This window comes from Rhodanobacter sp. MP7CTX1, from assembly GCF_014205795.1.
Lineage (GTDB): Bacteria > Pseudomonadota > Gammaproteobacteria > Xanthomonadales > Rhodanobacteraceae > Rhodanobacter.
The window spans coordinates 143,898-167,682 of record NZ_JACHCN010000008.1; the positions used below are offsets into that span (position 1 = coordinate 143,898).

The following is a 23,785-nucleotide window of genomic DNA, read 5'->3' on the forward strand; positions in this document are numbered from 1 at the left end:
GGGCCGCACTGACCGGCTGAAACCGCCACCGGAGGCAATGGGATGGACTCCTCCTCACCTACGGCATCGTTGAGTGCCAGACTGGAATCGCGACACCCCAGTCACGGCGTTGAAGGCCTCAGGGTCGCTAACAGAGCTGGCGGAAACGCGATTCGACACCAGGCCAGCCAGTAGTCGCGTCGCCAACTCCGGCCTCATACTGCGAAGCATCCTCAGCCTCGTTCCGGAGTCTCCATGCGTCGTCGCGACTTTCTCACTGGAACTGTAGCCGCCACCGCCGCCGCGTCCACCGGCCTTTTGCTCGCCGGCCGGCCGGCGCAGGCTGCGCCTGCTGCAGCTACCGGGCTGGCCGGATTGGCTTCCATGACCGCCGGCGCCAAGCCGATTTCGGTGGACGAGCGCCTGGCGCGGATCGCCAAACTGCAACGGCTGATGGTCGATCAAAAGATTGGCGCCTTGATCCTGGAGTCGGGCTCGAGCCTGGACTACTTCACCGGCGTCCAGTGGCATCGCTCGGAACGTACGACGGCGGCCGTGATCCCGGCCCGGGGTGACATCGTCGTCGTGACCCCGGCCTTCGAAGAGCCGTCGATCCGCGAGACCCTGGCGGTGAAGGGCGATGTGCAGCCCTGGAATGAGCATGAGAGCCCGTTCGCCCGGCTTGTTGGCGCGCTTCGCGATCGCGGCGTTAGCTCCGGCCCGATCGCCTTCGAAGCCACCACGCGTTTGTTCATCGTCGACGGGGTGCGCGACGCAAGCGGCGGGGCCTACCGAGTGGTTTCCGGCGACGCCCTGGTAAAAGCCGTTCGGCTGATCAAGTCCCCGGCCGAACTCGCGCTGATGCAAACCGCCAATGACGTCACCCTGGCGGCGCTGCGCTACGTCCATGGCAACGTCCGCCCCGGCATGCGCCCTGACGAGATCGGCGCCATGATGAACGCCGCCACCGTGGCCCTTGGCGGCGCACCGGAGTTCGCCCTCGTGTTGATCAACGAGGCCAGCGCCTACCCGCATGGCTCGCGCCAGCCGCAGACCCTGCACGAGGGTTCAGTCATTCTGATGGACGTGGGCTGCACCGTGCATGGCTATCAATCGGACATCTCGCGTACCTGGGTGATGGGCCAGCCGACGGCGAAACAGCGGAAGGTCTGGGACACCGTCAAGCGAGGCCAGGAGATCGCGTTGAGCACCGCCAAGCTGGGCACCCCGGTGGGCGCCATCGACGATGCCGTGCGCGCCTACTACGAAAAGGAAGGGTGGGGTCCCGGCTACCATCTGCCAGGCCTTCCCCACCGCACCGGCCATGGCATCGGCCTGGACGGCCACGAGCCGCCCTATCTCGTACATGGCGACTCCACGCCGCTGGCACCCGGCATGTGTTTTTCCGACGAGCCGGGGATCTACATTCCCGGCGAATTCGGCATCCGGCTGGAAGACTGCTGGCACATGACCGAAGCCGGTCCGAAGCTTTTCACCGAGCTCGCCAAGTCGATCGAAGACCCGATCTGATCGGTTTCCTTGCGAAAAGTGTCAAAACTGCCACTTATCGCTGGGAAGACCAACCTTGTGTGGCGGAAAGCATAGTTTGGCCGTCACTGGAAAGCATAGATTGGCCGAGCTACCCGAATTCATTTGCTGCCAGGGAAGAGCTCGGCGTGCGTCTCGGCGGCTCGCCAGAAGCAAAGGATGAGTCTGCCGAGGAAGGACACAAAGTAGTCCGCACAGCTGGTGCTCGTGAGTGTCTTGCAGCAATTCCCGTATTTGCGGCCGGTACGGGCCAGGTTGCCTGACTACACGATCGTCTTCGCTGCCGGCAACTACAGCCAGACCCTGAAGCCCACAGAGAATCCGGGTGTAACGCGTGCCCGCGAGGCTGCAGCAGAGATCGGCGTCCTGGTCGCTATGCGGAGGAGCCTGGTTACGCGAAGGGAGTTGCAAAGAAGTTCGCTGATCTCACTGCGGGTAGCACTGCTCTGCCTAACACGGGACGCGCCAACAACGCGATGGCCTCGACGGTGCCGCAAGATCAAACGTTTACTTTTGATCACAACATCACATTGCATTATCCGAACGGCCAACCCGCCGCAGCGCCGCTATCGATTTCCAAGACCATTGCTACGCCGCAGCCGTTCGGGCGCGCAAATTGAAAGTTGCGAGCGCCTAGCCATGTCGAACCGCGAAGCGGAGCGCCGGTGCTCTCGGACGGCAGAACCCCACCTAGTGGAAGCGTATCTGGTGCATGACTCCGCCGAGTCCCTTGCATTCACTTGGCGGGCTCTGATTGCTTGGGTGACAGTTGGCACCACATGCGCGATGATGAGGACCGCGATGGTCAGGACTGACCGAGGGGGTCGCATGATTCCGCAATTTAACCAGTCGGGGGTGTTACCACCTTTTGACCCGGCTTTAGGGCCGAATACCCAGGCGGGACGGTCCCCGTACAAAGCTAGCACTGTCGACCTAGTCCGTAGATTTGGCACAAGCGCGCCCCGCAATACACTCCTGGGCGGCTTGCTTGAGTATCGAAAGGACCTGCGCAGCATCGGTGTTACCGAGGGCTTCCAATGGATAGATGGAAGCTTTGTCGAAAACGTCGAGATGACGGGCGGTCGCGATCCGCGAGACATAGACATAGTTACACTTGCCCATCGGCCTGCAGGTTTGAACGATTCGGATTGGCGCAGTCTGGTTTCGCGAAGTGGTGATCTGTTCAGTCCTAAGTTGGCCAAAACAAAGTATTTTTGTGACGCATATTTCGTCGACCTTGGCAGCCCCCCGCAATACATTGTGGAGGTTTCGTCGTACTGGAGTGGCTTGTTTTCGCATCAGCGCAACACCAGTCTCTGGAAGGGATTAGTGCAGGTTCCGCTAGTTTGCGACGACGATGCTGCAGCCGCGCTACTAGCCTAGGCGAATCACTATGGTCAAGAAGCTGGAAATCGAAGCGCTTACCTCAGACCTCGCTACGACACTGTCGCTGCTCGAGTCCGCGCGTCACAACCATGACTTCATAGGTGAGGCGCAGCTTACCGAACGTTCCGACGGCCTGTCATTGCAGCTGCAACAGCTCGAAGAATCGCCAGAAAGGGTGGCATCTGTGGCGTTGTTCTTTGGTGGACGACCGGTGCTGGGTTCAAGAGGTGTAGACGCCAAATTTGCGAGCGATGCGCTGGAGAGTTATCAGAGCCTTGTCGCAAAGCACTTCGCATCGATGGAATTTGATGATGCGCTCGGTGCGCGGGGGCGTATTCGCGCATCTAGCGAAGCAAAGCTTATGGTTACCGACGTTGCGCGTGGCTCGTTCGGCTTTCTCATGGAGGAGGCGCCCGAGCAAAGTCAGATCGTGGAAACGAAGGTTGGCGAAGCAATAGAGTCTTTGTCAGCTGCGATGTCCAAATTGTCCTCTACTGATGACGATTGGTCAGACGCAGTTGAGACGCTTGATCAGCGCGTTGTCAGCGCTGTGCATCGGTTTTTCGAGGTGCTGGACGAGGCCGATGCCACGGTGCGCATCGTCGAGGGAGCGCACGATCGCCTTCTCTCCGCCGATGACGTGAAACGAGCCAGACTAAGGACGGAGAATACTTCGATTAGCGAGGTTGAGACGGACTTTATCGAAGGTCAGATTGTTGGATTCTCGAGCAAGGTATTTGAGTTCGCTTATTCGAACGGCGAGAGAGTCTCGGGACGAATCGAAAATGGGCCGGCTCGGAAGATAGCTGAGGCAGGCGAGAGCGGGCACATTCAGTCGCTGTTGTTCACTACGGTTAAAGCGAAGTTTCGGGTTCGTACACTAACCCAGGCGAACTGGATGCGGACGTATCACACTCTAATTGCCATTGACGATCGCGCCGATTCGCTTCGCAGCCATTGAAGCGACAAGTTGGACGTGTTTGACAGGATTCAGTTCGCGCCATCGCGGATGATTCACCGCTGCCACTTATCCTTCGGCTTGGGCCAGTTGCTAGCCTTCAGTCCGTGGTGACCCGATAGTCGCGGAGCTCTTCGTCGTACACAAGTGAAGATCTTCGAACGTAATCTGAGCCGACGAGCCGAAATACTTTTTGAATCTCTTGGACAGATACGCGGTAGATCGCTTTGCGCGCCTCAAAGTCGGAGCAAAGAAGAACTTCTGACCAGTTGCGCGTCTTGTCTCTCATAGTAAATATTGCACGAGAGTGCACAAACTGGTTGGACAGAAATGCAATTGAGACGTGTGATGCTTCTTCGTTCTCCCACCGATATAGGTCACCGATGAGCCAATGATTGAGTACCGTTATTTGCTTACCGTTCCAAGGGGATCTACCCAAGGGAACCTGATATTTGCGAGATCTTGAGGAAACCTTACCTCGCTCAAGAAGAGCTCGAATCATGAAAAAGGAGATCATCAGCTCCTTTTCAAAATTTACGACAGCTCGCTCCGACCAACGTCCCGGTCTTTGGACCGGCGTCAACCGGCTCGCGTGAGCAAGAAGATCTTGCTTCCAGTAGTAAGACTCAATCATTGCCCTACCGGCTTCGGAGCGGAGCAGTTTTCGAATAGCATTGTTTCCTTTCCGTCTGCCGCTATTGAGAGCAACTTCCAACTCGAGAAAAGTGACGACTTATCTGGCTGATCCCAGCTAACCGATCCAGAGAGCAGCTCTACGTAGACGTCCTCGGAGTCGCTGGTCATCGGCCTGGGTGATTTAGCCAGGATGCTCGACCTTCCCGCCCCAGACAGCTAGTTGCCTGCGCGCGCGAGCTCAACGGTTGTACATTGATCATTGCTCAACCTCACGTTCAACCGGTCGACCGGAACGACGATTGCAGGTTTCGCCGCATCGCCGAATGCTGCGTTGAACCAATGCGCTTCGAATGGGCGCTCACCGTTCAGTGTCATGTATCCCTGGGCACCCCCACTCAACGTCTAACACCCGCTACCTACGCACTACAACTGACCGCGAGAGCGGCTACGATGACATCAGGACTCTGAAGGGGGCTGCTACTCAAAGCGGGGGCGTCGTGTTGACTACGAGCTTTCGCTCGAAATCTTAAATGCTCGGTACGATTGCGACAACAAATATTTCAAGGTCGGTGATGGTGTGCTTGACCAATGTGTGGGGACGAGTGAGCTGTAGCTGGTCCCTCCAGACTTCCTTAGATGAACACGACTTTTTAGGAGAGGCGTCGATGGACCTTACTACGGCCTTAAAGCCCGATATTTACCGCGTGGTGGCTGTTGTCATGGTTCCGGGTTTTGTCGCCGGCGCGCCATGGGTCGCCGGCGTCTTCTGGCCGTCTCTCCAAGACTCATCGACGTGGGAGCATGCGTCACTGCCGATTTCGATAACGGCGTTTGGGATTGTGCTCGTGCTTGGCTTGGTTCTGGAGAATGCCGGGTCCAGGATAGAGTCCTTAATAGACGGACTGCGGAAGAGCCGGACCCATCCTTCTATCTATGCCACTTGGGAAAAATACTTGGCGATCCCCGCGACTCAAGAACGGATTGGCAGTGGGTACCTGCGCGCTATTCTGCTCCGCTATAAATTCGAACTGTCTATGATCCCGGCGACCATTGGTGCCCTCGCCGGCCTGTGGGTGAGTCAAGCGTGCGGGCACGGATTGGGAGCGATCAAATCTTTGGTCCTTTGTATTGCGCTCTTTTTGTCGACCATTTGGTTTTCCTTCGAGGCATACGGCAGCGCTGGGGTTTTACAGCTTTATCGTGGCACGAGGCCGGTCCTCGCTTGCGATGCTGGCCTGCATCGCAGTCCTAGGCATTCAAATTTACTTTAACTAAAGGCCTAATCCTGCCGCCTGATTGAAACCCCGGGATGTCCGCTTCTGGCCGGAAGCGGAAGTTGCGCAGCGAACGGCAAAACAGCAATCTCGAAACGTCCGCCGTCCGCCGTCCACACTCGACATTTCCGTTGGCCCTTCCCGGTAAAGTTAGGCGACACCGAACCGCTTTTCAGGTGGCGCCAACAGTTCGCCCAATCAGCAACAGAATTCGCGTCCTGCCGAGACACGCAGTGTTGCAGACCAGGCCATACGATCTAGCGACGCTCTAGCAGTACCTCGAGTGGCTCACCGAGATACACGTGCTTCGCTCAACAATGCTGGCCAAATCGTCCAACAGGCTGTTGGACGATTTATGAGGCTTCGATGTTGTTGACCAATTGGGCTCGGCGCAGCCCTTGAGCCTATTTGGGCAGCAGGTTGCTGCCTTAATGGCGGGGACGGAATAGGGATGAGCGCCGCGTAGCCCATGGATCATTCCCCCGCGCTGGTAAGTGACCTCGAGATCACAGTGAAAGGGGCGTTGAAAGACGCGCAGAGCCTGCTTTCCGCGATAGCTGGCATTGACCCGGGCTGACGAATGGCGGCCCGATGGCTCACCGGTACCCGAGGCCTGCGCGGCCAAACTATGCTTTCCAAGAAATCATAATTTGGCCATTCCGGCCAAACTATGCTTTCCGCCACACTTGGGCCATGCGGGGTATGAATTGGTGGGCCCACGAGGACTCGAACCTCGAACCAAAGGATTATGAGTCCTCTGCTCTAACCATTGAGCTATAGGCCCGTGCAAGACGGGAAGTTTACCGTAGCGCGCCCGTCGTGCACGAGGGCAGGCGTTGGAAGGTCGTCATGCTGAGGGGTACGCTTACGTTCCCCTCATGTCGGAGAGTGCGCATGAACACCGTGACGATCGCCAATCGGTTGGTTGAGCTGTGCCGGGAAGGGAAGTACGAGGAAGCGCAGAACGAGCTGTATGCGCAGGATGCGGTAAGTGTCGAGATGGAAGGGTTGCCTGAGGGTGCCCTGGGCAATGCTGTGGGATTGCCGGCCATCCGTGAGAAAGGACGCGTCTGGCGGGAGAGCGTTGAAGCTGTCCACGGAGGCGAGGTGAGTGACCCAGTGATCGCCGACAGCTGGTTCAGTGTATCGATGCGGGTGGATGTCACCTACAAGGGTAGGGGTCGCACCGATATGCGCGAGATTGCCGTTTATCGCGTGCGCGACGGCAAGATCGTGCATGAGCAGTTCTTCTACGACATGGGTTGATACGGTCGTCCGCGCCAGGCCTTGGCTGAGTTGGTGGCCATGAAACGAAGAAGGCCCGCATCGGCGGGCCTTCTTCGTTATCGCGGTGTTGTATTGCTTACTCGACGTCGAGGAACGAGCGCAGCTGTTCGGAGCGGCTCGGGTGGCGCAGCTTGCGCAGTGCCTTGGCTTCGATCTGACGGATCCGTTCGCGGGTGACGTCGAACTGCTTGCCGACTTCTTCCAGCGTGTGATCGGTGTTCATGTCGATGCCGAAGCGCATGCGCAGCACCTTGGCCTCACGCGGGGTGAGTCCGGCGAGCACGTCACGCACGGTTTCCATCAGGCCGGTCTCGGTGGCCGAGTCGATGGGCGAGCTGGCGTTGCCGTCTTCGATGAAATCGCCCAGATGCGAGTCCTCGTCGTCGCCGATCGGGGTCTCCATCGAGATTGGTTCTTTCGCGATCTTCAGCACCTTGCGGATCTTGTCTTCGGGCATCTCCATTTCCTTGGCCAGTTCTTCCGGCGTGGCCTCGCGGCCGAACTGCTGGAGCATCTGGCGGGAAATGCGGTTGAGCTTGTTGATCGTCTCGATCATGTGCACCGGGATACGGATGGTGCGCGCCTGGTCGGCGATCGAGCGGGTGATCGCCTGGCGGATCCACCAGGTTGCATAGGTCGAGAACTTGTAACCACGGCGGTATTCGAACTTGTCGACCGCCTTCATCAGGCCGATGTTGCCTTCCTGGATCAGGTCGAGGAACTGCAGGCCGCGGTTGGTGTACTTCTTGGCGATCGAGATCACCAGGCGCAGGTTCGCCTCGACCATTTCCTTCTTCGCACGACGAGCCTTGGCTTCGCCGCTGGCCATGGCGCGATTGATGTCCTTGATGTCGATCAGCGGCAGGAACAGCTTGCGCTCGATGGTGGCGAGCTTCTCCTGCTCGGCGTCGATGGCCTCGCGGTGGTTCTTGATGTTCGGCGACCACTTCTGACGCTTGCGGCCCAGCTCGGCCACCCATTCGAGGTTGCCCTCGTTGCTGGGGAAGGTCTTGATGAACTCGGCCTTGGGCATCTTCACCTGCTTGACGAAGATGTCCATCAGCACGCGCTCGTGATGGCGGATGTCGTTGACCACTTCGCGCAGCTTGCGCACGAAGCCGTCGATCAGCGCGGACGGCAGCTTGAGCTTGAGGAACTCCTCGGCCATCTGGTCGCGCAGCTTGACGATCTTCTTGTCGGTGATGCTGGCGGCTTTCGGCGCGGCCTTCTGGAACTTGCCGTAGTAGTCGCGCAGCAGCTCCATGCGGCGCTTGACCTCTTCCGGATCGGGACCGGTCGGGCCGGCTTCTTCCTCGTCCTCGGTGGCGGTCTCTTCGTCGGCGTCGTCAGCATCGTCTTCGCTGACTTCGGGTTCCGGCGCCAGCAGGGCGGCGGCTTCTTTTTCCTTGCGGGCGAGGTCGGCGGCTTCTTCCAGATCGAGGAAGCCGGCCAGGATTTCGCTGAGGCGGCGCTTGCCGTCCAGGTGCTGGTCGTACTCTTCCAGCAGCAGTTCGATGGTCAGCGGGAAGCTGGCCAGCGCGGTCTGCACCTGGCCGAGGCCTTCCTCGATGCGCTTGGCGATGGCGATTTCGCCTTCACGCGTGAGCAGCTCGACCGTACCCATTTCGCGCATGTACATGCGCACCGGGTCGGTGGTGCGGCCGACTTCGGCGTCGACGGCGGACAACAGCGCCACGGCTTCTTCGGCGGCGGCTTCGTCGTCGGTGCTGCTGCCGGCCTTGTCGGCCAGCGGGTCGGCATCCGGCGCGGCGTCGTGCACTTCGATGCCGACGCCCTTGAGCACCGCCATGATGTCTTCGATCTGCTCCGGGTCGACGATGTCGTCCGGCAGGTGATCGTTGATTTCGGCGTAGGTCAAATAACCCTGCTCCAGACCTTTGGAGATGAGTGCTTTGATTTCCGACTGTTGCTCGTGGGGAGCTTTGCTATTCATTAACCGACCGCCGCGGGGTTCAAGAACCGGACATTATAGCGATGTGCTGCTTTTTTGACCAGTTTTCAAGTGGGAAAATATTCTGAAAGCACACGCAAAAATCGCGCCAAATCGCGGTCTTGCGCTACTTCTTTCAGGGATCGCGTCGCGCCTGGCCTGCGCTTGTCCATTCAACTGGTGTCGAGCCAGAAAGTCACCGGTCCATCGTTCACCAGCTGGACCTTCATATGGGCGCCAAAGCAGCCGGTTTCCACCCCCGGATGCGCCACGCGCGCGAGTTCCAGTAGCCGGTCGAACCAGCGCCTGCCGTGCTCCGGTGACGCCGCACGCGTGAAACTTGGACGCATGCCCGAACGGGTGTCGGCGGCGAGGGTGAACTGGCTGACCAACAGCAATCCGCCGCCGGTATCGGTAAGCGAACGGTTCATGCGGCCGGCGTCGTCGGCGAATACGCGATAGCCGAGCAGGCGTTCGAGCATGCGTCTGGTCTGGGTTTCGCCGTCGTCCGGCTGCACCGCCACCAGCGCCAGCAGGCCCGGGCCGATTGCGCCGATGGTGGCCTCGTCAACGTCGACGCGGGCGGAGAGTACGCGCTGGATCAGGGCAATCATGGCCGCACGGAGAGGGGCGAGGCGCTCAGCTTAAAACCACCGTGCGGCAGGCGAAAGCGGCCGGGCGTTAGCGCGGCAGTCGGGCCGGTTGAAGTGTCCGCGGGCTAGTCCCGTAAACTGGGCGGATGCGTATCGACATGTACCTCCTCTATCTCCTCTTGCGCCTGCTGGGTCGGTTGCCACTGCGCGTGTTGCATGGCATCGGCAGCGCAGTGGGACGGCTGACGCTGTGGTGGCGCAGCCGCATGGTGCAGAACACCGCCGTGAACCTGCGTATCGTGCGACCGCAACTGGACGACGCGGCGCAGGCGGCATTGCTGCGCGAGGTGCTGATCGAAAGTGGCAAGTCGGCCACCGAGATCGTGAAGATCTGGGGCGGCGGTGCCGAGCGGGCGTTGCAGCTGGTTCGTGAAGTGCGCGGCGAAGCGTTGTTCGATGCCGCGCTGGCGGCGGGCAAGGGCGTGATCATCGCCGCACCGCATCTGGGTTGCTGGGAGTTGTTGAATTATTGGCTATGTCGCAAGACGCCGATGGCGATCCTGTATCGGCCACCGCGGATCGCCGCGATCGAGGGGCTGATGCGCAAGATGCGTGGTGCGCTGGCGCCCGAACAGGTGCGCGCCGACGGTGCCGGCGTGCGCACGTTGTACAAGCGGCTGGCCGCGGGTGGCACGGTTGGCATCCTGCCGGATCAGAAGCCGCGCGCCGGTGAGGGCGAGTTCGCGCCGTTCTTTGGTCGTGATGCCTTGACCATGGTGCTGCTGCCGCGACTGGCCGCGCGAACCGGGGCGACTGTGCTGTTTGCGTTCGCCGAGCGGTTGCCGCGCGGTGCGGGCTATCGCATTCATCTGCTGCCGGCGCCACAGGGCTTGACGGACGCCGATCTGACGGTGGCCTGCGGCGCGCTAAATCGAGGTGTGCAGGCCTGCGTCGAGCTGGCCTTTGCGCAGTACCAGTGGCAATACAAACGTTACTCGGCTGACGATAGGCCCAGCCCTTACGATCGTGAGAACGGGTAGGGGCGCGCTGGCGTAGAAGCTACGCGTCACCCCTGTGGGAGCGACTTCAGTCGCGATGCTTTTCCCGTCGCCCCAGAGCATCGCGACTGAAGTCGCTCCCACAGGGTTTCGTGCTACTTCCACAGGGTTTCGTGCTCCTACGGCTTTTCCAGGCGGCGCAGGAAGACGGTCATTTCCTTTTCGGCCTGCTTGTCGCCGCGTTGCGCGGCAGCGGCGATCCCACTGCGCCAGACATCGGCTGCCGCCTGTGGCTGGTTGGCCTCGAGACAGGCTTTGCCGAGCAGTTTCCACGCCGCCGAATAGGTCGGATCAAACGCCAGTGCGCGGCGCAGCTCGTCCACCGCTGCGGTCGCGTCACCGCCACCGAGCAGCGCGTTGCCCAGTGAGAAGCGCAGCAGTGCGCCGTCGCGTGGGCCGCCGCACTGCTGGCGCAGGCTCGCGATCAGGGTCGCGTTCATGGCTGGGTGTGATAACGCCAGCGGTCGGATGGATAGATCTGGGTCGGCTGTGCCGGTTCCGCTGGCGTGCGTCCGGCGCGCACGTCAGCCAGTGACGTGGCCGGCCAGATCACCACCCACGACGAGCGGAACGGCTGCACCAGCAGCGCATAACGCAGATCGTTGGCGTCGAGCTTTTCCGGATGCGTCACGATCAGCCCGTTCGGGTGAGCGTGCGCGAAGTCCTGCAAAGAATCACCTTCGGTCAGGATAGTGATCGGATGCAGCAACCGGCCCGCGAAATGGAACTCACCTTCGTAATCGCCGGCGTAGCCGATCGCTTGGTTTGCGCTGTCCGCCGCATGCAGCAATTGGGCGGAAGGGCGCAGGTCATATTGGGGCCACAGGGTCAGTGTGAACAAGGTATTGAGGGTGAGTGTGCCGACCAGTCCGGCGACTGCCAGGCGGCGCAATTCGCCACGCCCGCGCAATAGCAGCAAACCCCCGATGAGCAGAAACACCACACTGAAGTAGCGGCTGTAGGGCGCGGCTGCATCCAACCATTCACCGTGCAGGTAATTGTTGGCTACCAGGATCGGCAACAGGAACAGGGCCAGCGCAAGGCCGATGCCGCCCACGCCCAGCGGCCAGGTGCCAAGCCAGCTGTTGTCGGCCAGCGCCGGACGGCGTTCGCGCAGAACGGCGATGGCGCCGGCCATCAGCAGCACCATGCCGGCAAGCTCCGGCAGCAAGTAATACAGCTGCTTGCCGCGGATCAGCGAAAACACGATGAAGGTTGGTAGCACCCAGCACAGTGCAAAACGCAGGCCCGGCTCCAGCGGTCGGCGCAACGTGCCCAGCGCGACCCAGATGCGCGGCCAGCCAATAAAGGGAAACAGCAGCATCGGCAGCATCAGCAGATACCACACGACAGGATGGGCATGGCTCTGCAGATGTTGTTCCGTGCTCACGCCATGAACCACCCGCGCTGCCGTCTGGGTGAAGAACAGTCGGTGCCGGTACTCCTCGCCGCCGGCAAGGCCTGCCGGCAGCGCCCATGCCAGCAACATCGCAAGACCGAGCAGCACCGACAGCACGCCGCGGCCATACCAGCGCGCGCGATGCTGGCGTGCCCAGTCGCTCCACAGCGGGCCGAGCAGCCAAGGGAAAATGACGTGCAGCAGCATCACCGGGCCCTTGGTCAACAGGCCCGCGCCGATGCACAGCCCGAACAGCAGCCAGCGCGGCTCGGCGCGATGTAGCTTCGGGGTCAGGCATAGCAGCGCCGCCAGCGTCCATACCGCCAGCAGCACGTCGTACATGATCTGCAGGCCAAACAGAAATGCGTAGCCCAGCGCCAGCAGCATCCATGGCGCGGCCTTGGTCATCCACGGCCGGCTCGGAAACAGCCGACGCGCAAGCATCGATACCAAGACGAGTTGTGCGCCACCAATCAGTACTTCAAGCACCCGCGGCCAGATATCGTCGACACCGAAGACGTACCAGCCGGCATGGATCAGCCAGAACAGCAGCGGTGCCTTCTCACTGTAGGGTTGTCCGTTGTTGTACGGCACCAGCCAGTGGCTGTGACTCCACATCTCCCACGCCACAGCCAGGGTGCGCGTGGAATACAGCGGCATCGGGCCATGCGAAAAGATCGCCAGCAGGGTGACAAAGGCCCACAGCGGGAGCCAGGGCCACACGGCCCGCAGGTGTTCGGAACGGCTATAGGCGCTGACGGACACAGGCAGACTCTTGGGAGGTGGTATTAAGTTGATTCTAGCCCGCCCTGAATGGTCGCAAGGCCATCGGTGGGTGATCCGTTCCGATCTTAGGCCGGACCCCAATAGCCGATGCGCCGACGGATCCTCAGCTTTCGCCACAGGTTCAGTGGCTTGTGACTGCGATTGCGCGCACCCGCGGCAACGAAGGCATCGATTGCATCCAGCACGCGTTCGCTGGAATGGCCATCACGGTAGGGGTGGATAGCGTCAGCATGGTCGTGAATGGCCTTGAGCAGCTCCGCGGGTCGCGCCAGCGCGCGCTCGATCGCCGGCTCGAATTGCGTCGGGTCGTCGATGTCGATCAGCTGTGGGCCGGGCTGACGGTTCTTGAAGGTCACCACCGGCTTGCCGGTGAGCAGGAATTCGCTGAGCGCGGACGACGTATCCGAACACATGAGGTCGACCTGTGGAAACAGCTCGAGGATGTTGTCGTTCTCGGCGAACGAGAGGAAGTCGTTTTGCAGCGCCTTGTAGCGTGCCACCGTCTCCGGATTCATCTTGGGATGGAAGCTGACGATCCAGCGCCAGCGCCCGTCGCGTGACAGCCGCTTCACTTCTTCGTACAGCGTATCGGCCGCACTCCACTTGGGTGAAAAGGTGGAGTGATAAAGGATCACCGGTGGCTTGCGAACATCAGGCAGCGGACCGGCGATTTCGCGCATGAACGGGTCGAGTTTGGGCCAGCCGGTCTCGGTGACCGTGAAGTGACCAACTCGATCAGCGATCGCCTTGAATTGCGCGGTATCGCGCGGACCGGTGGTGCAATACAGATCGAAGAAGCCGCGGATGTAGATGTGCCGCGGCTTGCCGGCGTTGAAGCCGTGGAACGTCTCCACCTTCACGCCGGGAAAGAAGTGCGGCACGGCATTGCTGGAGGTGATCACCGCCAGCGGGCTCCATGCGCGTACTTCGGCCACGCTGAGCAGGCGCTCGCCTTCCACCAGATCCTCTGCGCCGGGCCCGTCGAAGAACCACGCTGCTTCGTCGCCGCGCGCGCGGATGGCTTCCTGCAGCGGACGCAGGATCGCCAGCGCGTAGCGCTCGGACCCGTACAGCAGGTATCGCTTCTTTGAGGCCGGCCTTTTTGAAGCGGGCTGGTTTGAAGCTGACTTGTCTGAAGCTGGCGTTGGCATGGTCAACGGTCGATTCCGTGCCGGGTGAGGGAGGTCGCCGCCAGCGGTAGCGATTCCGGGTTCTGGCGTATCTCGTAGTAACGCATGCGCTTGTAAACGGCATACACGGCCGCGGTGTGCGCGATCAGATAACCGCGCCAGCCATCCAGAAAGCCGAGCCGGAAAAAATAATCCTTGATGAAGGTCAGCAAGAACAGGAACGGGGTCTGCCACATCCGCACCGGCTTGTTCTTGTCGTTCCAGTCCCGGCACTTCAATTCCGAGTAACGCAACGACTTCAGCTGCTTGTGCACCAGCGTCGGGTTGTTCACATGGTTGAACGGTGCGCGCAGCGTCGGCGCGGGGCCATCGAAGCGCAGCGATTCATGGACCCGTGCGTCGGTCCAGCGCGCGCGATCACGGTGATACAGTCGCGCCATTTTTTCGCCGACCGCGGGCCGATACCAGCGCATCGGCGCCCCCATGAAAATGGTGCTGCGACGCAGCCATGCGGCGCTTGCGTCGCTGGCCATCAACTGGGGCAGCCGCTGCAGCAGTTCGGCCGCCAGCTCAGGCGTCAGATATTCGTCCGCGTCCAGCGCGAGGATCCAGGTATGGCTGCACAGGGTGGTGGCGAAGTTGCGTTGTGGACCAAAGCCCAGCCAGTCCTGGTGGACGACCCTTGCGCCATGCGCGCTCGCCACTGCTACGGTATCGTCATCGCTGCCACTGTCGACCACCAGCTTTTCGGCCGCAAACGGTACGCTGTCAAGGCAGCGCGCAATATTGTCGGCCTCGTTATGGGTTATGACGACAAGGGTCAGTGGCAGGGTTGGCATCGGCGGATTCTAGCTGATCCGTTCTGGTCGGTTCGGCCGGAAGTCCGCCCCCTGCATGAGGGAAGAATTACCCAGATGGGAGATTCACCGCGATGGCTGGCCTGCGTTCGGTATGATACGGGCACGGTGCAAGCCACCCCTGCTGGAATTTCGAGATTGATCAGGCGGAGAACGGGTGTCCATGAGCAACAGTGTGAATGAGGCCGCGATCGCAAGAGATGGCGGCTGCCCCGGCGGGCGACAATGTTCCCGGCGCCTGTCAATAAAGGCCGCTGCATGAGCATCCAGACTACGACCTTCGCAGTCGTCATCACCAGCTACAACTATCGCGATTTCGTGGTGGAGGCCGTCGAAAGTGCACTTGCGCAGAGCCGCAAGCCGGCGCAAGTAGTCGTTGTCGACGATGGCTCGACCGATGGGTCGGACACCCTTCTGCGCCAACACTATGGGGAAGACGAACGTGTCACGCTGATCTGCGGCACAAACGGTGGGCAGTTCGAGGCATTCCAGCGTGGCGTTGCGGCCGTGCAGGCGGAGGTAGTCTGCTTTTTGGACTCCGATGATCACTGGGCACCTGACTACCTGGCTCGGCTGGGCGAGCTATACGACACGCGCGCCGATGTCGGTTTTGTTTTTTCGGATATGCGGCACTTTGGCCAGGAGGACCGGCTCGTCGGGTTCAACCGCAGCGCCGTCGATCTGGGACACACCGCGATCATCACGTACGCCATGGCGCGTTGGTATGGCGCCCCCACGTCAGCGCTGTCGACGCGCACAAAGTGGGCGCGCAAGGTGCTCGATCTGCCCGACTCCTTTCGTGAGACGTGGCGGCTGTCGGCGGACAATTGCCTGGTCTTCGGCAGCAGTGTGCTCGGTGCGCACAAATACTATCTGCCGACCGGCAGCGTCTGGTATCGCATCCACGGCAAGAACGGCTGGTGGTCCAACCTGGGTCCATCCCAAACCTACATCAATCGTTTGCGTTCGCGCGGCCTGATCAACCACTACGCACGAGTGGCCGGGATCGACGATTCCTGTATCGCGCTGTGCAAACTCGAATACCGGACCAAGCCCGCCCCGCTGTGGGCCGAAACCAAGCGCTATGCTGCGCTAGCCTTGCGAAGCCGCGCGCCCTGGTGGAAGCGCATCGAGCACGCGATTGCGATCCTGCTGGGGCATAGCAAGCAGGCCTAGGGACTGTGGCGGGCACTTGCGCGGGCCACTTGGAGACCTTGAACAGGCTCCTACAACAACTGCTCTAGCGACTCCTGCAGCAGACCTGCAAAGGTTCGCTCATTCGTCTCGAACCACGCGCGCGCTTCGGCGCCGATCGCCACACATTGTGCATAGTCCAGGCTGCGCGTGAATTCGATCGCTGCTTCCAACGAAGCTTCATCGAAGTGATAAAGCATCGCGGCGTTCAGCTGCCCGACTGCGGTGGCACTGACCAGTAGACCGCGCCCCGGGCGTACCATTTCGTTCATCGGCGGCACGTCGCAGGTGATCACCACGGCGCCACAACTCATGGCCTCGGCGATGTAGTGGCCCCAACCCTCGGCCTCGGACAGGCAGAGGTGGAAGACGTGGCTGTTTTGCAGGCGACGAACCTCGTCGATGTCGTCGAGAGTGGCGATCCGGTGCTCCACGTTGTCCCGTGCCGGCGTGCTCGGAATGCTCTGGGCGGTCTGTGGTGCTTGCAACACCAGCAACGGCGGCCATTCGGGATGGCGCCGCCATAGCGCCAACAGGCGCCGCGTACCCTTCATCCGGCTGGCCCCGGCCAGGTGCAGGAAGCGTGGTTGCCGGGGTACCTGCGAGATCAGGCAATCGGTACTGCGAAAGCCGATATACAACGTGCGGATGCCGCGGGCCTGAAAGATGCTCGCCGCGACCCGGGTCTTGGCAAGCAAGGCGTCGATCTGGTGCAAATGACGCTCATCTCGCTGCGACATCCATTCCGGATTGGGAATGAACAGGTTGCGCCGTGCCAAGCCCAGGTAGGCCGGGCGTACATGCTCCAGCATGATGTTGGCGTCGAACTTCCAGGGTCCGCGACAGCCACGAAGCAACCAACGCCACAGCAGTCGTATGCACAGCAGCACGGCCGCCGGCGTAAGGCGATGTCGTTTCGGTCCGGTGGGAGTGAAATGGACCTCGTGACCCAGCGACTCTAGCGTTTCGCGCAGTAGCCGCAGGTCATGGCTCAGGCCACGGCCGTTGTCCCAGCCGATCAGGTTGATGCGTGCCCTCCGCCGTTGCTCAACCATGCGGTGCAATCTCCTGCGGCGGAGCGAGCTGACCGATCGATACGGCGAATCCGAGGACCAGAAAGAAATACAGGGAATGCGGCATGGCGCGATAGAATACATTGTCGCTCAACGCACACAGCGCATACATGCTGACCACGGCCAACCCGGCGTTGGCCAGAAGGGCCACAGCACCGTCGGTATGTCTTGAATGGCGGACAAAGTAGCCCAGCGGGAGCCCGAATATCAGCAGCAAAACCAACAGCCCGGGCACACCTCCGGTTGCTGCTGCCTCCAGATATTCACTGTGCGGATGCTCGTACTTTGCGATCGCGGGATTGGCGCGACCGGCCGCCACTTGCTGGCCCACATACACACCGAACTGATCGATGCCAACGCCGGCCAGCGGATGGTCGAGAAAGGCCCGGCTGGCCGTACGCCACATTTCCAGGCGTTCGCGCACGGCACCTGTTGCAAGGGTCTGGTGATCGTAGCTCGACATTTCCGTCTGCACCGCGGCGAGTCGGCTCACGACGACGCCATGCACACTTACTCCAGCCAGCACGCCGCCAACAACAATCGCGCCAATCAGCAGCAAGCTCTGGCGCCAGCGCCGGGTACGTCGCGCGTAAATCAACAGCAGCAGCAGGAGCGCCGGAACGAAAGCCAGCAACGGCCCACGGCTCTGGGTCAGCAATGCGCCATACATGCCGAACACGGCGCCGGCACCGTGCACGCCAGTCTCTAGAGGGCGACTGGCCTGGTCGCCGCCGACCGGATAAAGCACTTGCAGTATCGACATCAACGACAGCGTCAGCATGACCATGGCGAATTCGATGGCGCCCCAATCACCGCCATTCAGGCCATAGGCGCGGTCGACGCCAAAGATGAAATGTTGAACGATGCATACGCCGCCAAGCAGGATGGCGGTGAGGCTGAAACCGAGCCATATCCAGCGCATCCGCAACGGCAGGCTGAAAACCGCAGCCGTCAGCATGAACAGCAGAATGTGCGACGGTACGTCGAATGCGCTCCAGCCGATCCCATGAGCGAGGATGTTGAGCGCCGGATAAAGCAGCCCCAGACCACAGGCGACGAGCACCGACCAGGCATGGCGATAGCTGCTTCGCGTCGCCGCGCGGCTGGCCAGCAGGCCTAGCCCGGTCAGCAACAACACGGCCAGCGGCAGCACTTTTCCGTGCCATCGGATGGCGAACGACAGCGGCATCAGGGCAACCAGCAACGACAGCAGCCCGAGCCAGCATGCCCTCAACTTTTCATTCACCCGGCGCCTCCCTTCAGTCGATGATATCCATTGGGCTGTACGGAAGACCCCCATCTCCAGCATCGGCCAAGCGATACCCCATGGTACTTTAGGCGGCTTCCACGTCCATGTGTGGCGAGTGGCGGCATAACGGCCACGTTCATGTAATTTGTGGTGACCTCGCTCCGTCGACATTTGATCTTGCACGCACAGGCCGACCCTTGAAACTCCTGTTCACCAATTTCCATGACGACGATGGAGGCGGCCATACGACCTATGTGCTGACCCTGGCCAAGGCGCTTGCGAAACGGCATCAGGTGCACGTGGCGGCCCCGCCGACCAGTCGACTGCATCAGGAAACAAACGTGTTGCCCGGCGTGCACGCCTGGGCACAACCGTTCCCGAATGGCCTGAACAAGCTGGCCGCACGTCGCCGCGCGCGCAAACAGTTGGCAGCGCTGCTGCGTGAGTACGATTTTGATCTGGTGCATGTCGCCGGTTCCGCCGACCATCGGTTGGTTATCGCGGCCATGCAGGGGCTGGCGCGCCGGCCGCGGATCGTGTTGACCAAGCACAACTCCAAGCCGATGACCGGGATAGGGCATTGGTGGCGTGCGCGGCGCGGCACGGATGCGGTGATTGCGGTTAGCGACTTCACCTACCGGGCGCTGGCGGTTTCGTCGTACCGGCGCTGCCTGTTGGCAACCGTGCACAACGGCGTGGATATCGAGCATTTTTCGCCCTGGCCAGCCGAGGCGGCGAGCGCGCAACGGCAACGCTGGGTCGGTGAACGGCCGGTGCTGTTGTTGGGCAGCAACGCCGGCACGGCAAGCTACAAGGGCTGGATGGATCTGGTCGAGGCGTTGGCGTTGTTGCCGCTGGATCAGCGCGCGCAGGTGCATCTGCTGATAGCAGGCAAGCCACCGGAAGCGGCTTCGCATCAACGCATCGCTGAGCTGGGGCTGACCGAACAGGTGCATTTCCCCGGGTTGCTTGCGGATGTGCGACCCGCTGTGGCTGCGATCGATGCCGGCTTTGTGCTGTCCTGGGGAGTGGAGACGATCTCGTTCGCCTGCCGCGAAATGATGGCGATGGGCAAGCCGGTGCTGGTCAGTGAGTACGCGGGCCTGCCCGAGAACATCCGTCCGGATGCCGATGGCTGGCCGGTGCCGCCACGCAACCCTCCGGCCATCGCCCAGATGCTGCAGCGGTTGTTGCAGCAGCGCAGCAGGTTGCCGGCTATGGGCGTAGCGGCTCGCCAGCATGCCGAGGAAGCGTTTGGGTTACCCCGCTTCGTCGAGCGCACCGAAGCGGTCTATGAGCAATTGCTCGGGACGCGCTGAGCTTTCGTTCAATCGGTTGAATCGTTGTCGTCAGTACTCGGTACGCAACCGGGCACGACGGCATCGGCCTTGAACATCCACCACGCGCGGCGGTTGGCCAGCCCGACATAGGTGGCTCGCCGGCGATCCACACATCGGCCCATGGCGTCGTCGAGGCTGAAGATCCAGCGCTGCGTCGGGGCGGCCTGCAACCAAGCGATGGCGTCGACATACTGCTGCGGCCAGGGCTTCAGGAAACCAAATTCGGTGACCGGACCCTGCGCCATCAGCAGGTTCTGCTCTTTCCAAGCGAGCAGGCCGATCGTCGCTTCGGGCCCGGCGATGGCGCGTGCGCGAACCATCACATCAAGCGCCGAACGGTCACCGTTGAGCATCGGGTAGCCCCATAGGCCATACAGCGGCCACAGGACGGCAGCGAACAGCAGCCAGCCCAGCGGCGCGCGCTGCACCCGGGTCAGTGCGACGATGAGCAAGCCGGCCAGTCCCACAGTCAGCAACAGCCACCAGATGTGCGGGTTCAAGCTTTGTTCGAGCTGGACCGCCCAGGTTGGATGCTTGCGGATCGCCCATGTAGCGGCGATGGTCGAGGCGATACCCAGCAGCAGGGTCAGCGCGAAGATCGACAGGCGCACGCCGCGCCGACGCAGCAGGCCAGGCAGCAGCGGGGCGAGCACCAGTGCGGTCATCGGCAGCAGCGGCAGGATATAAACATCGCGCTTGCCCGGGCTAATCGAAAAGAACAGCAGCAACAGCACGGCCCAGCCCAGCGGCAGCAGAAAGCGCGCATCGCGACGCTTGATCCGTCGCCACCATGCCGGCAAAGCCCATGGCAACAGCAGCGACAACGGCAGCCAGTCGAACGCGATGATGCCGAGGAAATAAAACGGCGAATGGAAATGCGCCGACGGTGCCGCGTAGCGATGCACGGTCTGACCAAACAGGATGTTCTGCACGTAGGCGGCGTGCTGCAAATCCCCGTCGGCACGTGCGGCAAGCAGCATCGGCACCAGCCACGCCAGGATTGGCACGAAGAACAGCGCCAATCCGCCAGCCCAGCGCCAGCCCCCGGTGGGTATGGCGAGCTGATGCCAGTGGCTCCGCCGCGCAAAGACATAGGGAATCAACAGCAGCAGCGCCAGCACGCCGACGCCCTTGGTCGCCACGCCGACACCTGCGAAAAAACAACCCAGTGCAAACCAACGCCACGATGGTCCCAGCAGCAGATGACGCAGCAGGCCGTAGTTGGCCAGCGTGATCCAGCCCAGCAGCAGCGGATCGATCTGCGCATCGCGCATCTGGTAGGTGAAGTGGATGGTGACCAGCAGCGTCGCCGCCGCAAGCAGCGCGCTGCGGTGATTCCAGAGACGGCGCGCCAGGTCATAGACCAGCGCCAGCACGCCCAGGCCCGCGGCGAGCGACGGCAGCATGAAGGCCACGCGCCAGTTGCCGGTGAGCATGAAGGCCAGCGCCTGCAGCCACATGAAGACTGGCGGCTTGTCCGGGTACAGCTCGTTACCGCGATGCGGGAACAGCCACTGGCCGTGTTCGACCATCAGCCGCGCGACCAGGGCGAAGCGCGGCTCGTCCGATGGCCATGGATCACGCAAGCCGATGCCGACACCCAGCACCAGCAACGCGAACAGCGCGAACAAGAGCAATTCCCAGCGGGCACTGCGCAACCACAGCGGACGCGCTTGGGACAGGGGGGTGTAGGGCTTCACGGCTGAGCGGGTTCCATCAGCGGACGGGCAGCAATACAAAGACAAAGATGAGCCGACAAGCGCCCGGTCCGAAAATCAGAGCGCTCTGCGCGGCAGCGTCGACACGGTGTCACGTCCGGCTTAGTCCTTCCTTAAAGACGCTTCTGCAGAACAGCGTAGTACATCCCGTCCAGATCGCCGTCGCCAGGCAGGATCTGCCAGCCAACCGCAGCGGCGCGTCCGACCGGCAGCGTGAACGCCACGGGTTGTGCATCGGGCTGCGCGGCCAGCAGTTCGCCTACGATCGCCTCGTTCTCTGCGCGCAGCACGGAGCAGGTGATGTAGACCAGTCGCCCGCCCGGGGCCAGCAGCGGCCACAGTGCCGACAGGATCCGGCGTTGCTGTTCGTGCATGGTGGCGATGTCGCTTTCGCGCCGATGCAGACGTACATCCGGCCGCCGTCGCAAAACACCGGTGGCCGAGCAGGGCGCATCGATCAGGATTCGGTCGAATGGCTGGCGCTTCCACCAGCCGGCCGGGGCACCCGCATCACCGATCACCACCTTGGCATTCAGTCGCAGCCGCATCAGGTTCTGGCTGATCCGTTCGGCGCGTTTGGGATCGGACTCCAGCGCGGTCAAATCGATTTCCGCGCGTTCAAGCAAATGGCAGGCCTTGCCACCCGGTGCGGCGCAGGCGTCCAGCACGCGCAGTCCATCCCTGAGATCGGCCAGATCAGCGGCCACTTGCGCGGCGCCGTCCTGCACGGCGAATGCGCCGTCCTCGAAGCCGGGCATGCGCGTGACATCGGTGCTGTGTGGCAGCACCAGTGCGTCAGCCAGCCATGGATGGGCGGTTGCCGCGTAGCCGGCGGCCTGCAATTGCTCAATCAATGCCGACCGCTCGCTGCGCTGGCGATTGACGCGCAGCATCAGCGGCGGTTCGCGATTGTCGGCGGCCATCACCGTCTCGGCCTCGGCCGGCCAGTCGCGGGTCAGCGCGGAGGCCAGCCATGCCGGATGCGCGTGGCGCGTCTGTGGCTTGGCGTCGAGTTTGGCCAGCAGGGTTTCGCGCTCACGCTGCCAGCGACGCAGTACGGCGTTGACCAGTCCGGCCAGCTGCGGCCGCTGCAAGGCGCGCACGGCTTCGACCGTCGCTGCCACCGCGGCGTAGTCCTGCAGCTGGAGGACTTCCAGCTGCACCAGCCCCAGTACCAGCAGTGCGTGGACCGCCGGATCCTTGTGGCGCAGGGACTTTTCCAGCAGCCCGTCGATGGCGGCGTCGAAGCGCAGCCACCAGCGTGCGCCTTCACTGAGCAGTGCCATCAGCAGCGCGCGATCGCGTGGATCACGCAGCCGTGGTGCGTTGCGCTCCATCACGTCGCGCAACGAGGCGCCGCGCATGGCGACTTCGGACAGTGCCCTGGCGGCCAGTGCGCGGGTATCGGTGGTCATCGGGTGCGCAGCTCGGGTCGTGCGTTGAGATAGTCGATCGCGCCGATACGCTTGCCGCCAGCACGCTGCAACGCGGTGACGCGCAATGCGCCCAGACCACAGGCGAGGTCGATGCCGTCGCGGCTGGCGGCCAGCACGCTGCCGGGAGTGGCGTGGTGATCGACTTCAATGGCGCGCGCGGCCCAGATGCGCAATGGCTCGCCGGCGATTTCGCCCTCGGCAACCGGCCATGGATCGAAGGCGCGCACCTGGCGTTCCAGTTCGAGCGCCGGTCGGCTGAAGTCGAGCTTTGCTTCGGCTTTGTCCAGCTTGTGCGCATACACGACGCCGGCCTCGACCTGAGGTTGGGCGATCAACGATTCGCCGGCCAGCAGCCGGGTCAGGCCTTCGGCCAGTGCTTCGGCACCCAGGACGGACAGGCGATCGTGCAGCGACCCGCCGGTATCGTCGCGGGTAATTGGCGTGCGGCGTTCCAGCAGCACCGGGCCAGTGTCCAGGCCTGCTTCCATCTGCATCAGGTCGACGCCGCTTTCGGTATCGCCGGCGAGGATTGCGCGCTGTATGGGCGCGGCACCGCGCCAGCGCGGCAACAGGCTGGCGTGCACGTTCCAGCAGCCGCGGCGCGGAATGGCCAGCACCTTGCGCGGCAGGATCAGGCCGTAGGCGACCACCACCAGCAGATCAAGCCGGTATGCCGCCAGGGCCTGCTGCGCCTCGGCGGATTTCAATGATTCGGGTTGTTCGACCGGGATACCGGCTGCCAGTGCGGCCTGCTTGACCGGGCTGGGCGTGAGCTTGCGGCCGCGTCCCGCGGGTCGGTCGGGCTGGGTATAGACGGCGACCACGTCGGCGCCGCTGGCACGGCAGGCTTCCAGACAGGGGACGGAAAACTCCGGCGTGCCTGCAAATACCACTCGCAGAGGTGTTCCGCGCAAGCCCGACGGGCTTAATGGC

18 protein-coding genes and 1 tRNA gene are annotated in these 23,785 nt (G+C 62.1%); 7 read left to right on the plus strand and 12 right to left on the minus strand.

Annotated elements, in window-relative coordinates; genetic code table 11:
• The first annotated feature begins 234 nt into the window (after window positions 1-234).
• From HDE77_RS11910 to HDE77_RS11920, 3 genes are all read left to right on the plus strand, one after another.
• On the plus strand, window positions 235-1,509 hold the full coding sequence (locus tag HDE77_RS11910) for a Xaa-Pro peptidase family protein (RefSeq protein WP_184417549.1): 1,275 nt from the start codon (window positions 235-237) through the stop codon (window positions 1,507-1,509).
• 1,411 nt (window positions 1,510-2,920) lie between these two features.
• A complete protein-coding gene (locus tag HDE77_RS11915) occupies window positions 2,921-3,874 on the plus strand; it encodes a hypothetical protein (RefSeq protein WP_184417550.1) in 954 nt (317 codons plus the stop codon).
• 1,298 nt (window positions 3,875-5,172) lie between these two features.
• Window positions 5,173-5,778, plus strand: coding sequence for a hypothetical protein (locus tag HDE77_RS11920; RefSeq protein ID WP_184417551.1), 606 nt, complete (start codon window positions 5,173-5,175; stop codon window positions 5,776-5,778).
• A gap of 711 nt (window positions 5,779-6,489) precedes the next feature.
• On the opposite strand, the gene HDE77_RS11925 is transcribed toward HDE77_RS11920, so the two are convergent.
• A tRNA-Ile gene (locus HDE77_RS11925) sits at window positions 6,490-6,565 on the minus strand.
• A gap of 110 nt (window positions 6,566-6,675) precedes the next feature.
• Here HDE77_RS11925 and HDE77_RS11930 point away from each other — a divergent pair.
• Window positions 6,676-7,047, plus strand: a complete 372-nt coding sequence (locus tag HDE77_RS11930) for a nuclear transport factor 2 family protein (protein WP_184417552.1) — start codon at window positions 6,676-6,678, stop codon at window positions 7,045-7,047.
• Between the two features lie 97 nt (window positions 7,048-7,144).
• Here HDE77_RS11930 and rpoD read toward each other — a convergent pair whose 3' ends face one another.
• Window positions 7,145-9,022 (minus strand): RNA polymerase sigma factor RpoD, encoded by a 1,878-nt coding sequence (gene rpoD / locus HDE77_RS11935; protein ID WP_184417553.1) that lies wholly within the window; start codon window positions 9,020-9,022, stop codon window positions 7,145-7,147.
• Between the two features lie 170 nt (window positions 9,023-9,192).
• Window positions 9,193-9,633 carry a D-aminoacyl-tRNA deacylase gene (gene dtd / locus HDE77_RS11940; protein WP_184417554.1) on the minus strand — a complete coding sequence of 147 codons (441 nt, stop codon included), beginning with the start codon at window positions 9,631-9,633 and terminating at the stop codon, window positions 9,193-9,195.
• A gap of 125 nt (window positions 9,634-9,758) precedes the next feature.
• Between dtd and HDE77_RS11945 the strand changes: the two genes are divergently transcribed.
• Complete coding sequence (locus tag HDE77_RS11945) at window positions 9,759-10,652, plus strand: lipid A biosynthesis acyltransferase (RefSeq protein WP_184417555.1); 894 nt, start codon at window positions 9,759-9,761, stop codon at window positions 10,650-10,652.
• Between the two features lie 137 nt (window positions 10,653-10,789).
• Here HDE77_RS11945 and HDE77_RS11950 read toward each other — a convergent pair whose 3' ends face one another.
• The 4 genes from HDE77_RS11950 to HDE77_RS11965 all read right to left on the minus strand — a co-directional run bounded on the left by HDE77_RS11950 (window position 10,790) and on the right by HDE77_RS11965 (window position 14,824).
• The gene (locus tag HDE77_RS11950) at window positions 10,790-11,110 is read right to left on the minus strand and encodes a tetratricopeptide repeat protein (protein WP_184417556.1); all 321 of its coding nucleotides are present in this window, start codon (window positions 11,108-11,110) and stop codon (window positions 10,790-10,792) included.
• Window positions 11,107-12,834, minus strand: a complete 1,728-nt coding sequence (locus tag HDE77_RS11955) for a glycosyltransferase family 39 protein (protein WP_184417557.1) — start codon at window positions 12,832-12,834, stop codon at window positions 11,107-11,109. Before HDE77_RS11955 ends, HDE77_RS11950 begins: the two co-directional genes overlap by 4 nt.
• An 86-nt stretch (window positions 12,835-12,920) precedes the next feature.
• Window positions 12,921-14,006, minus strand: coding sequence for a CDP-glycerol glycerophosphotransferase family protein (locus tag HDE77_RS11960; RefSeq protein WP_184417609.1), 1,086 nt, complete (start codon window positions 14,004-14,006; stop codon window positions 12,921-12,923).
• Window positions 14,007-14,008: 2 nt separating this feature from the next.
• The gene (locus HDE77_RS11965) at window positions 14,009-14,824 is read right to left on the minus strand and encodes a glycosyltransferase family 2 protein (protein WP_184417558.1); all 816 of its coding nucleotides are present in this window, start codon (window positions 14,822-14,824) and stop codon (window positions 14,009-14,011) included.
• A 276-nt stretch (window positions 14,825-15,100) separates the two neighbouring features.
• Here HDE77_RS11965 and HDE77_RS11970 point away from each other — a divergent pair, with 276 nt between their 5' ends.
• Window positions 15,101-16,018 carry a glycosyltransferase family 2 protein gene (locus HDE77_RS11970; RefSeq protein WP_184417559.1) on the plus strand — a complete coding sequence of 306 codons (918 nt, stop codon included), beginning with the start codon at window positions 15,101-15,103 and terminating at the stop codon, window positions 16,016-16,018.
• 50 nt (window positions 16,019-16,068) lie between these two features.
• On the opposite strand, the gene HDE77_RS11975 is transcribed toward HDE77_RS11970, so the two are convergent.
• Together HDE77_RS11975 and HDE77_RS11980 are read right to left on the minus strand one after the other, a co-directional pair.
• The gene (locus HDE77_RS11975) at window positions 16,069-17,091 is read right to left on the minus strand and encodes a glycosyltransferase (RefSeq protein WP_184417560.1); all 1,023 of its coding nucleotides are present in this window, start codon (window positions 17,089-17,091) and stop codon (window positions 16,069-16,071) included.
• The gene (locus HDE77_RS11980) at window positions 17,084-18,355 is read right to left on the minus strand and encodes an O-antigen ligase family protein (RefSeq protein WP_343206106.1); all 1,272 of its coding nucleotides are present in this window, start codon (window positions 18,353-18,355) and stop codon (window positions 17,084-17,086) included. Before HDE77_RS11980 ends, HDE77_RS11975 begins: the two co-directional genes overlap by 8 nt.
• A 200-nt stretch (window positions 18,356-18,555) precedes the next feature.
• Between HDE77_RS11980 and HDE77_RS11985 the strand changes: the two genes are divergently transcribed.
• The gene (locus tag HDE77_RS11985; protein ID WP_184417561.1) at window positions 18,556-19,677 is read left to right on the plus strand and encodes a glycosyltransferase family 4 protein; all 1,122 of its coding nucleotides are present in this window, start codon (window positions 18,556-18,558) and stop codon (window positions 19,675-19,677) included.
• Window positions 19,678-19,685: 8 nt separating this feature from the next.
• Here the strand turns inward: HDE77_RS11985 and HDE77_RS11990 are convergent, their stop codons facing one another.
• From HDE77_RS11990 to fmt, 3 genes are all read right to left on the minus strand, one after another.
• Window positions 19,686-21,398 carry a glycosyltransferase family 39 protein gene (locus HDE77_RS11990; RefSeq protein ID WP_184417562.1) on the minus strand — a complete coding sequence of 571 codons (1,713 nt, stop codon included), beginning with the start codon at window positions 21,396-21,398 and terminating at the stop codon, window positions 19,686-19,688.
• A gap of 131 nt (window positions 21,399-21,529) precedes the next feature.
• Window positions 21,530-22,831, minus strand: coding sequence for a 16S rRNA (cytosine(967)-C(5))-methyltransferase RsmB (rsmB, locus tag HDE77_RS11995; protein WP_184417563.1), 1,302 nt, complete (start codon window positions 22,829-22,831; stop codon window positions 21,530-21,532).
• Window positions 22,828-23,766, minus strand: coding sequence for a methionyl-tRNA formyltransferase (gene fmt / locus HDE77_RS12000; RefSeq protein ID WP_184417611.1), 939 nt, complete (start codon window positions 23,764-23,766; stop codon window positions 22,828-22,830). The genes rsmB and fmt overlap by 4 nt, the downstream gene beginning before the upstream one ends.
• Window positions 23,767-23,785: the final 19 nt, after the last annotated feature.

Coding starts and splice junctions, on each gene's coding strand:
- HDE77_RS11960 (WP_184417609.1), bottom strand. CDS start 14,006: ATGCCAACGCCAGCTTCAGACAAGTCAGCTTCAAACCAGCCCGCTTCA.
- HDE77_RS11965 (WP_184417558.1), bottom strand. CDS start 14,824: ATGCCAACCCTGCCACTGACCCTTGTCGTCATAACCCATAACGAGGCC.
- rpoD (WP_184417553.1), bottom strand. CDS start 9,022: ATGAATAGCAAAGCTCCCCACGAGCAACAGTCGGAAATCAAAGCACTC.
- rsmB (WP_184417563.1), bottom strand. CDS start 22,831: ATGACCACCGATACCCGCGCACTGGCCGCCAGGGCACTGTCCGAAGTC.
- dtd (WP_184417554.1), bottom strand. CDS start 9,633: ATGATTGCCCTGATCCAGCGCGTACTCTCCGCCCGCGTCGACGTTGAC.
- HDE77_RS11970 (WP_184417559.1), top strand. CDS start 15,101: ATGAGCATCCAGACTACGACCTTCGCAGTCGTCATCACCAGCTACAAC.
- HDE77_RS11945 (WP_184417555.1), top strand. CDS start 9,759: ATGCGTATCGACATGTACCTCCTCTATCTCCTCTTGCGCCTGCTGGGT.
- HDE77_RS11910 (WP_184417549.1), top strand. CDS start 235: ATGCGTCGTCGCGACTTTCTCACTGGAACTGTAGCCGCCACCGCCGCC.
- HDE77_RS11950 (WP_184417556.1), bottom strand. CDS start 11,110: ATGAACGCGACCCTGATCGCGAGCCTGCGCCAGCAGTGCGGCGGCCCA.
- HDE77_RS11930 (WP_184417552.1), top strand. CDS start 6,676: ATGAACACCGTGACGATCGCCAATCGGTTGGTTGAGCTGTGCCGGGAA.
- HDE77_RS11975 (WP_184417560.1), bottom strand. CDS start 17,091: ATGGTTGAGCAACGGCGGAGGGCACGCATCAACCTGATCGGCTGGGAC.
- HDE77_RS11915 (WP_184417550.1), top strand. CDS start 2,921: ATGGTCAAGAAGCTGGAAATCGAAGCGCTTACCTCAGACCTCGCTACG.
- HDE77_RS11920 (WP_184417551.1), top strand. CDS start 5,173: ATGGACCTTACTACGGCCTTAAAGCCCGATATTTACCGCGTGGTGGCT.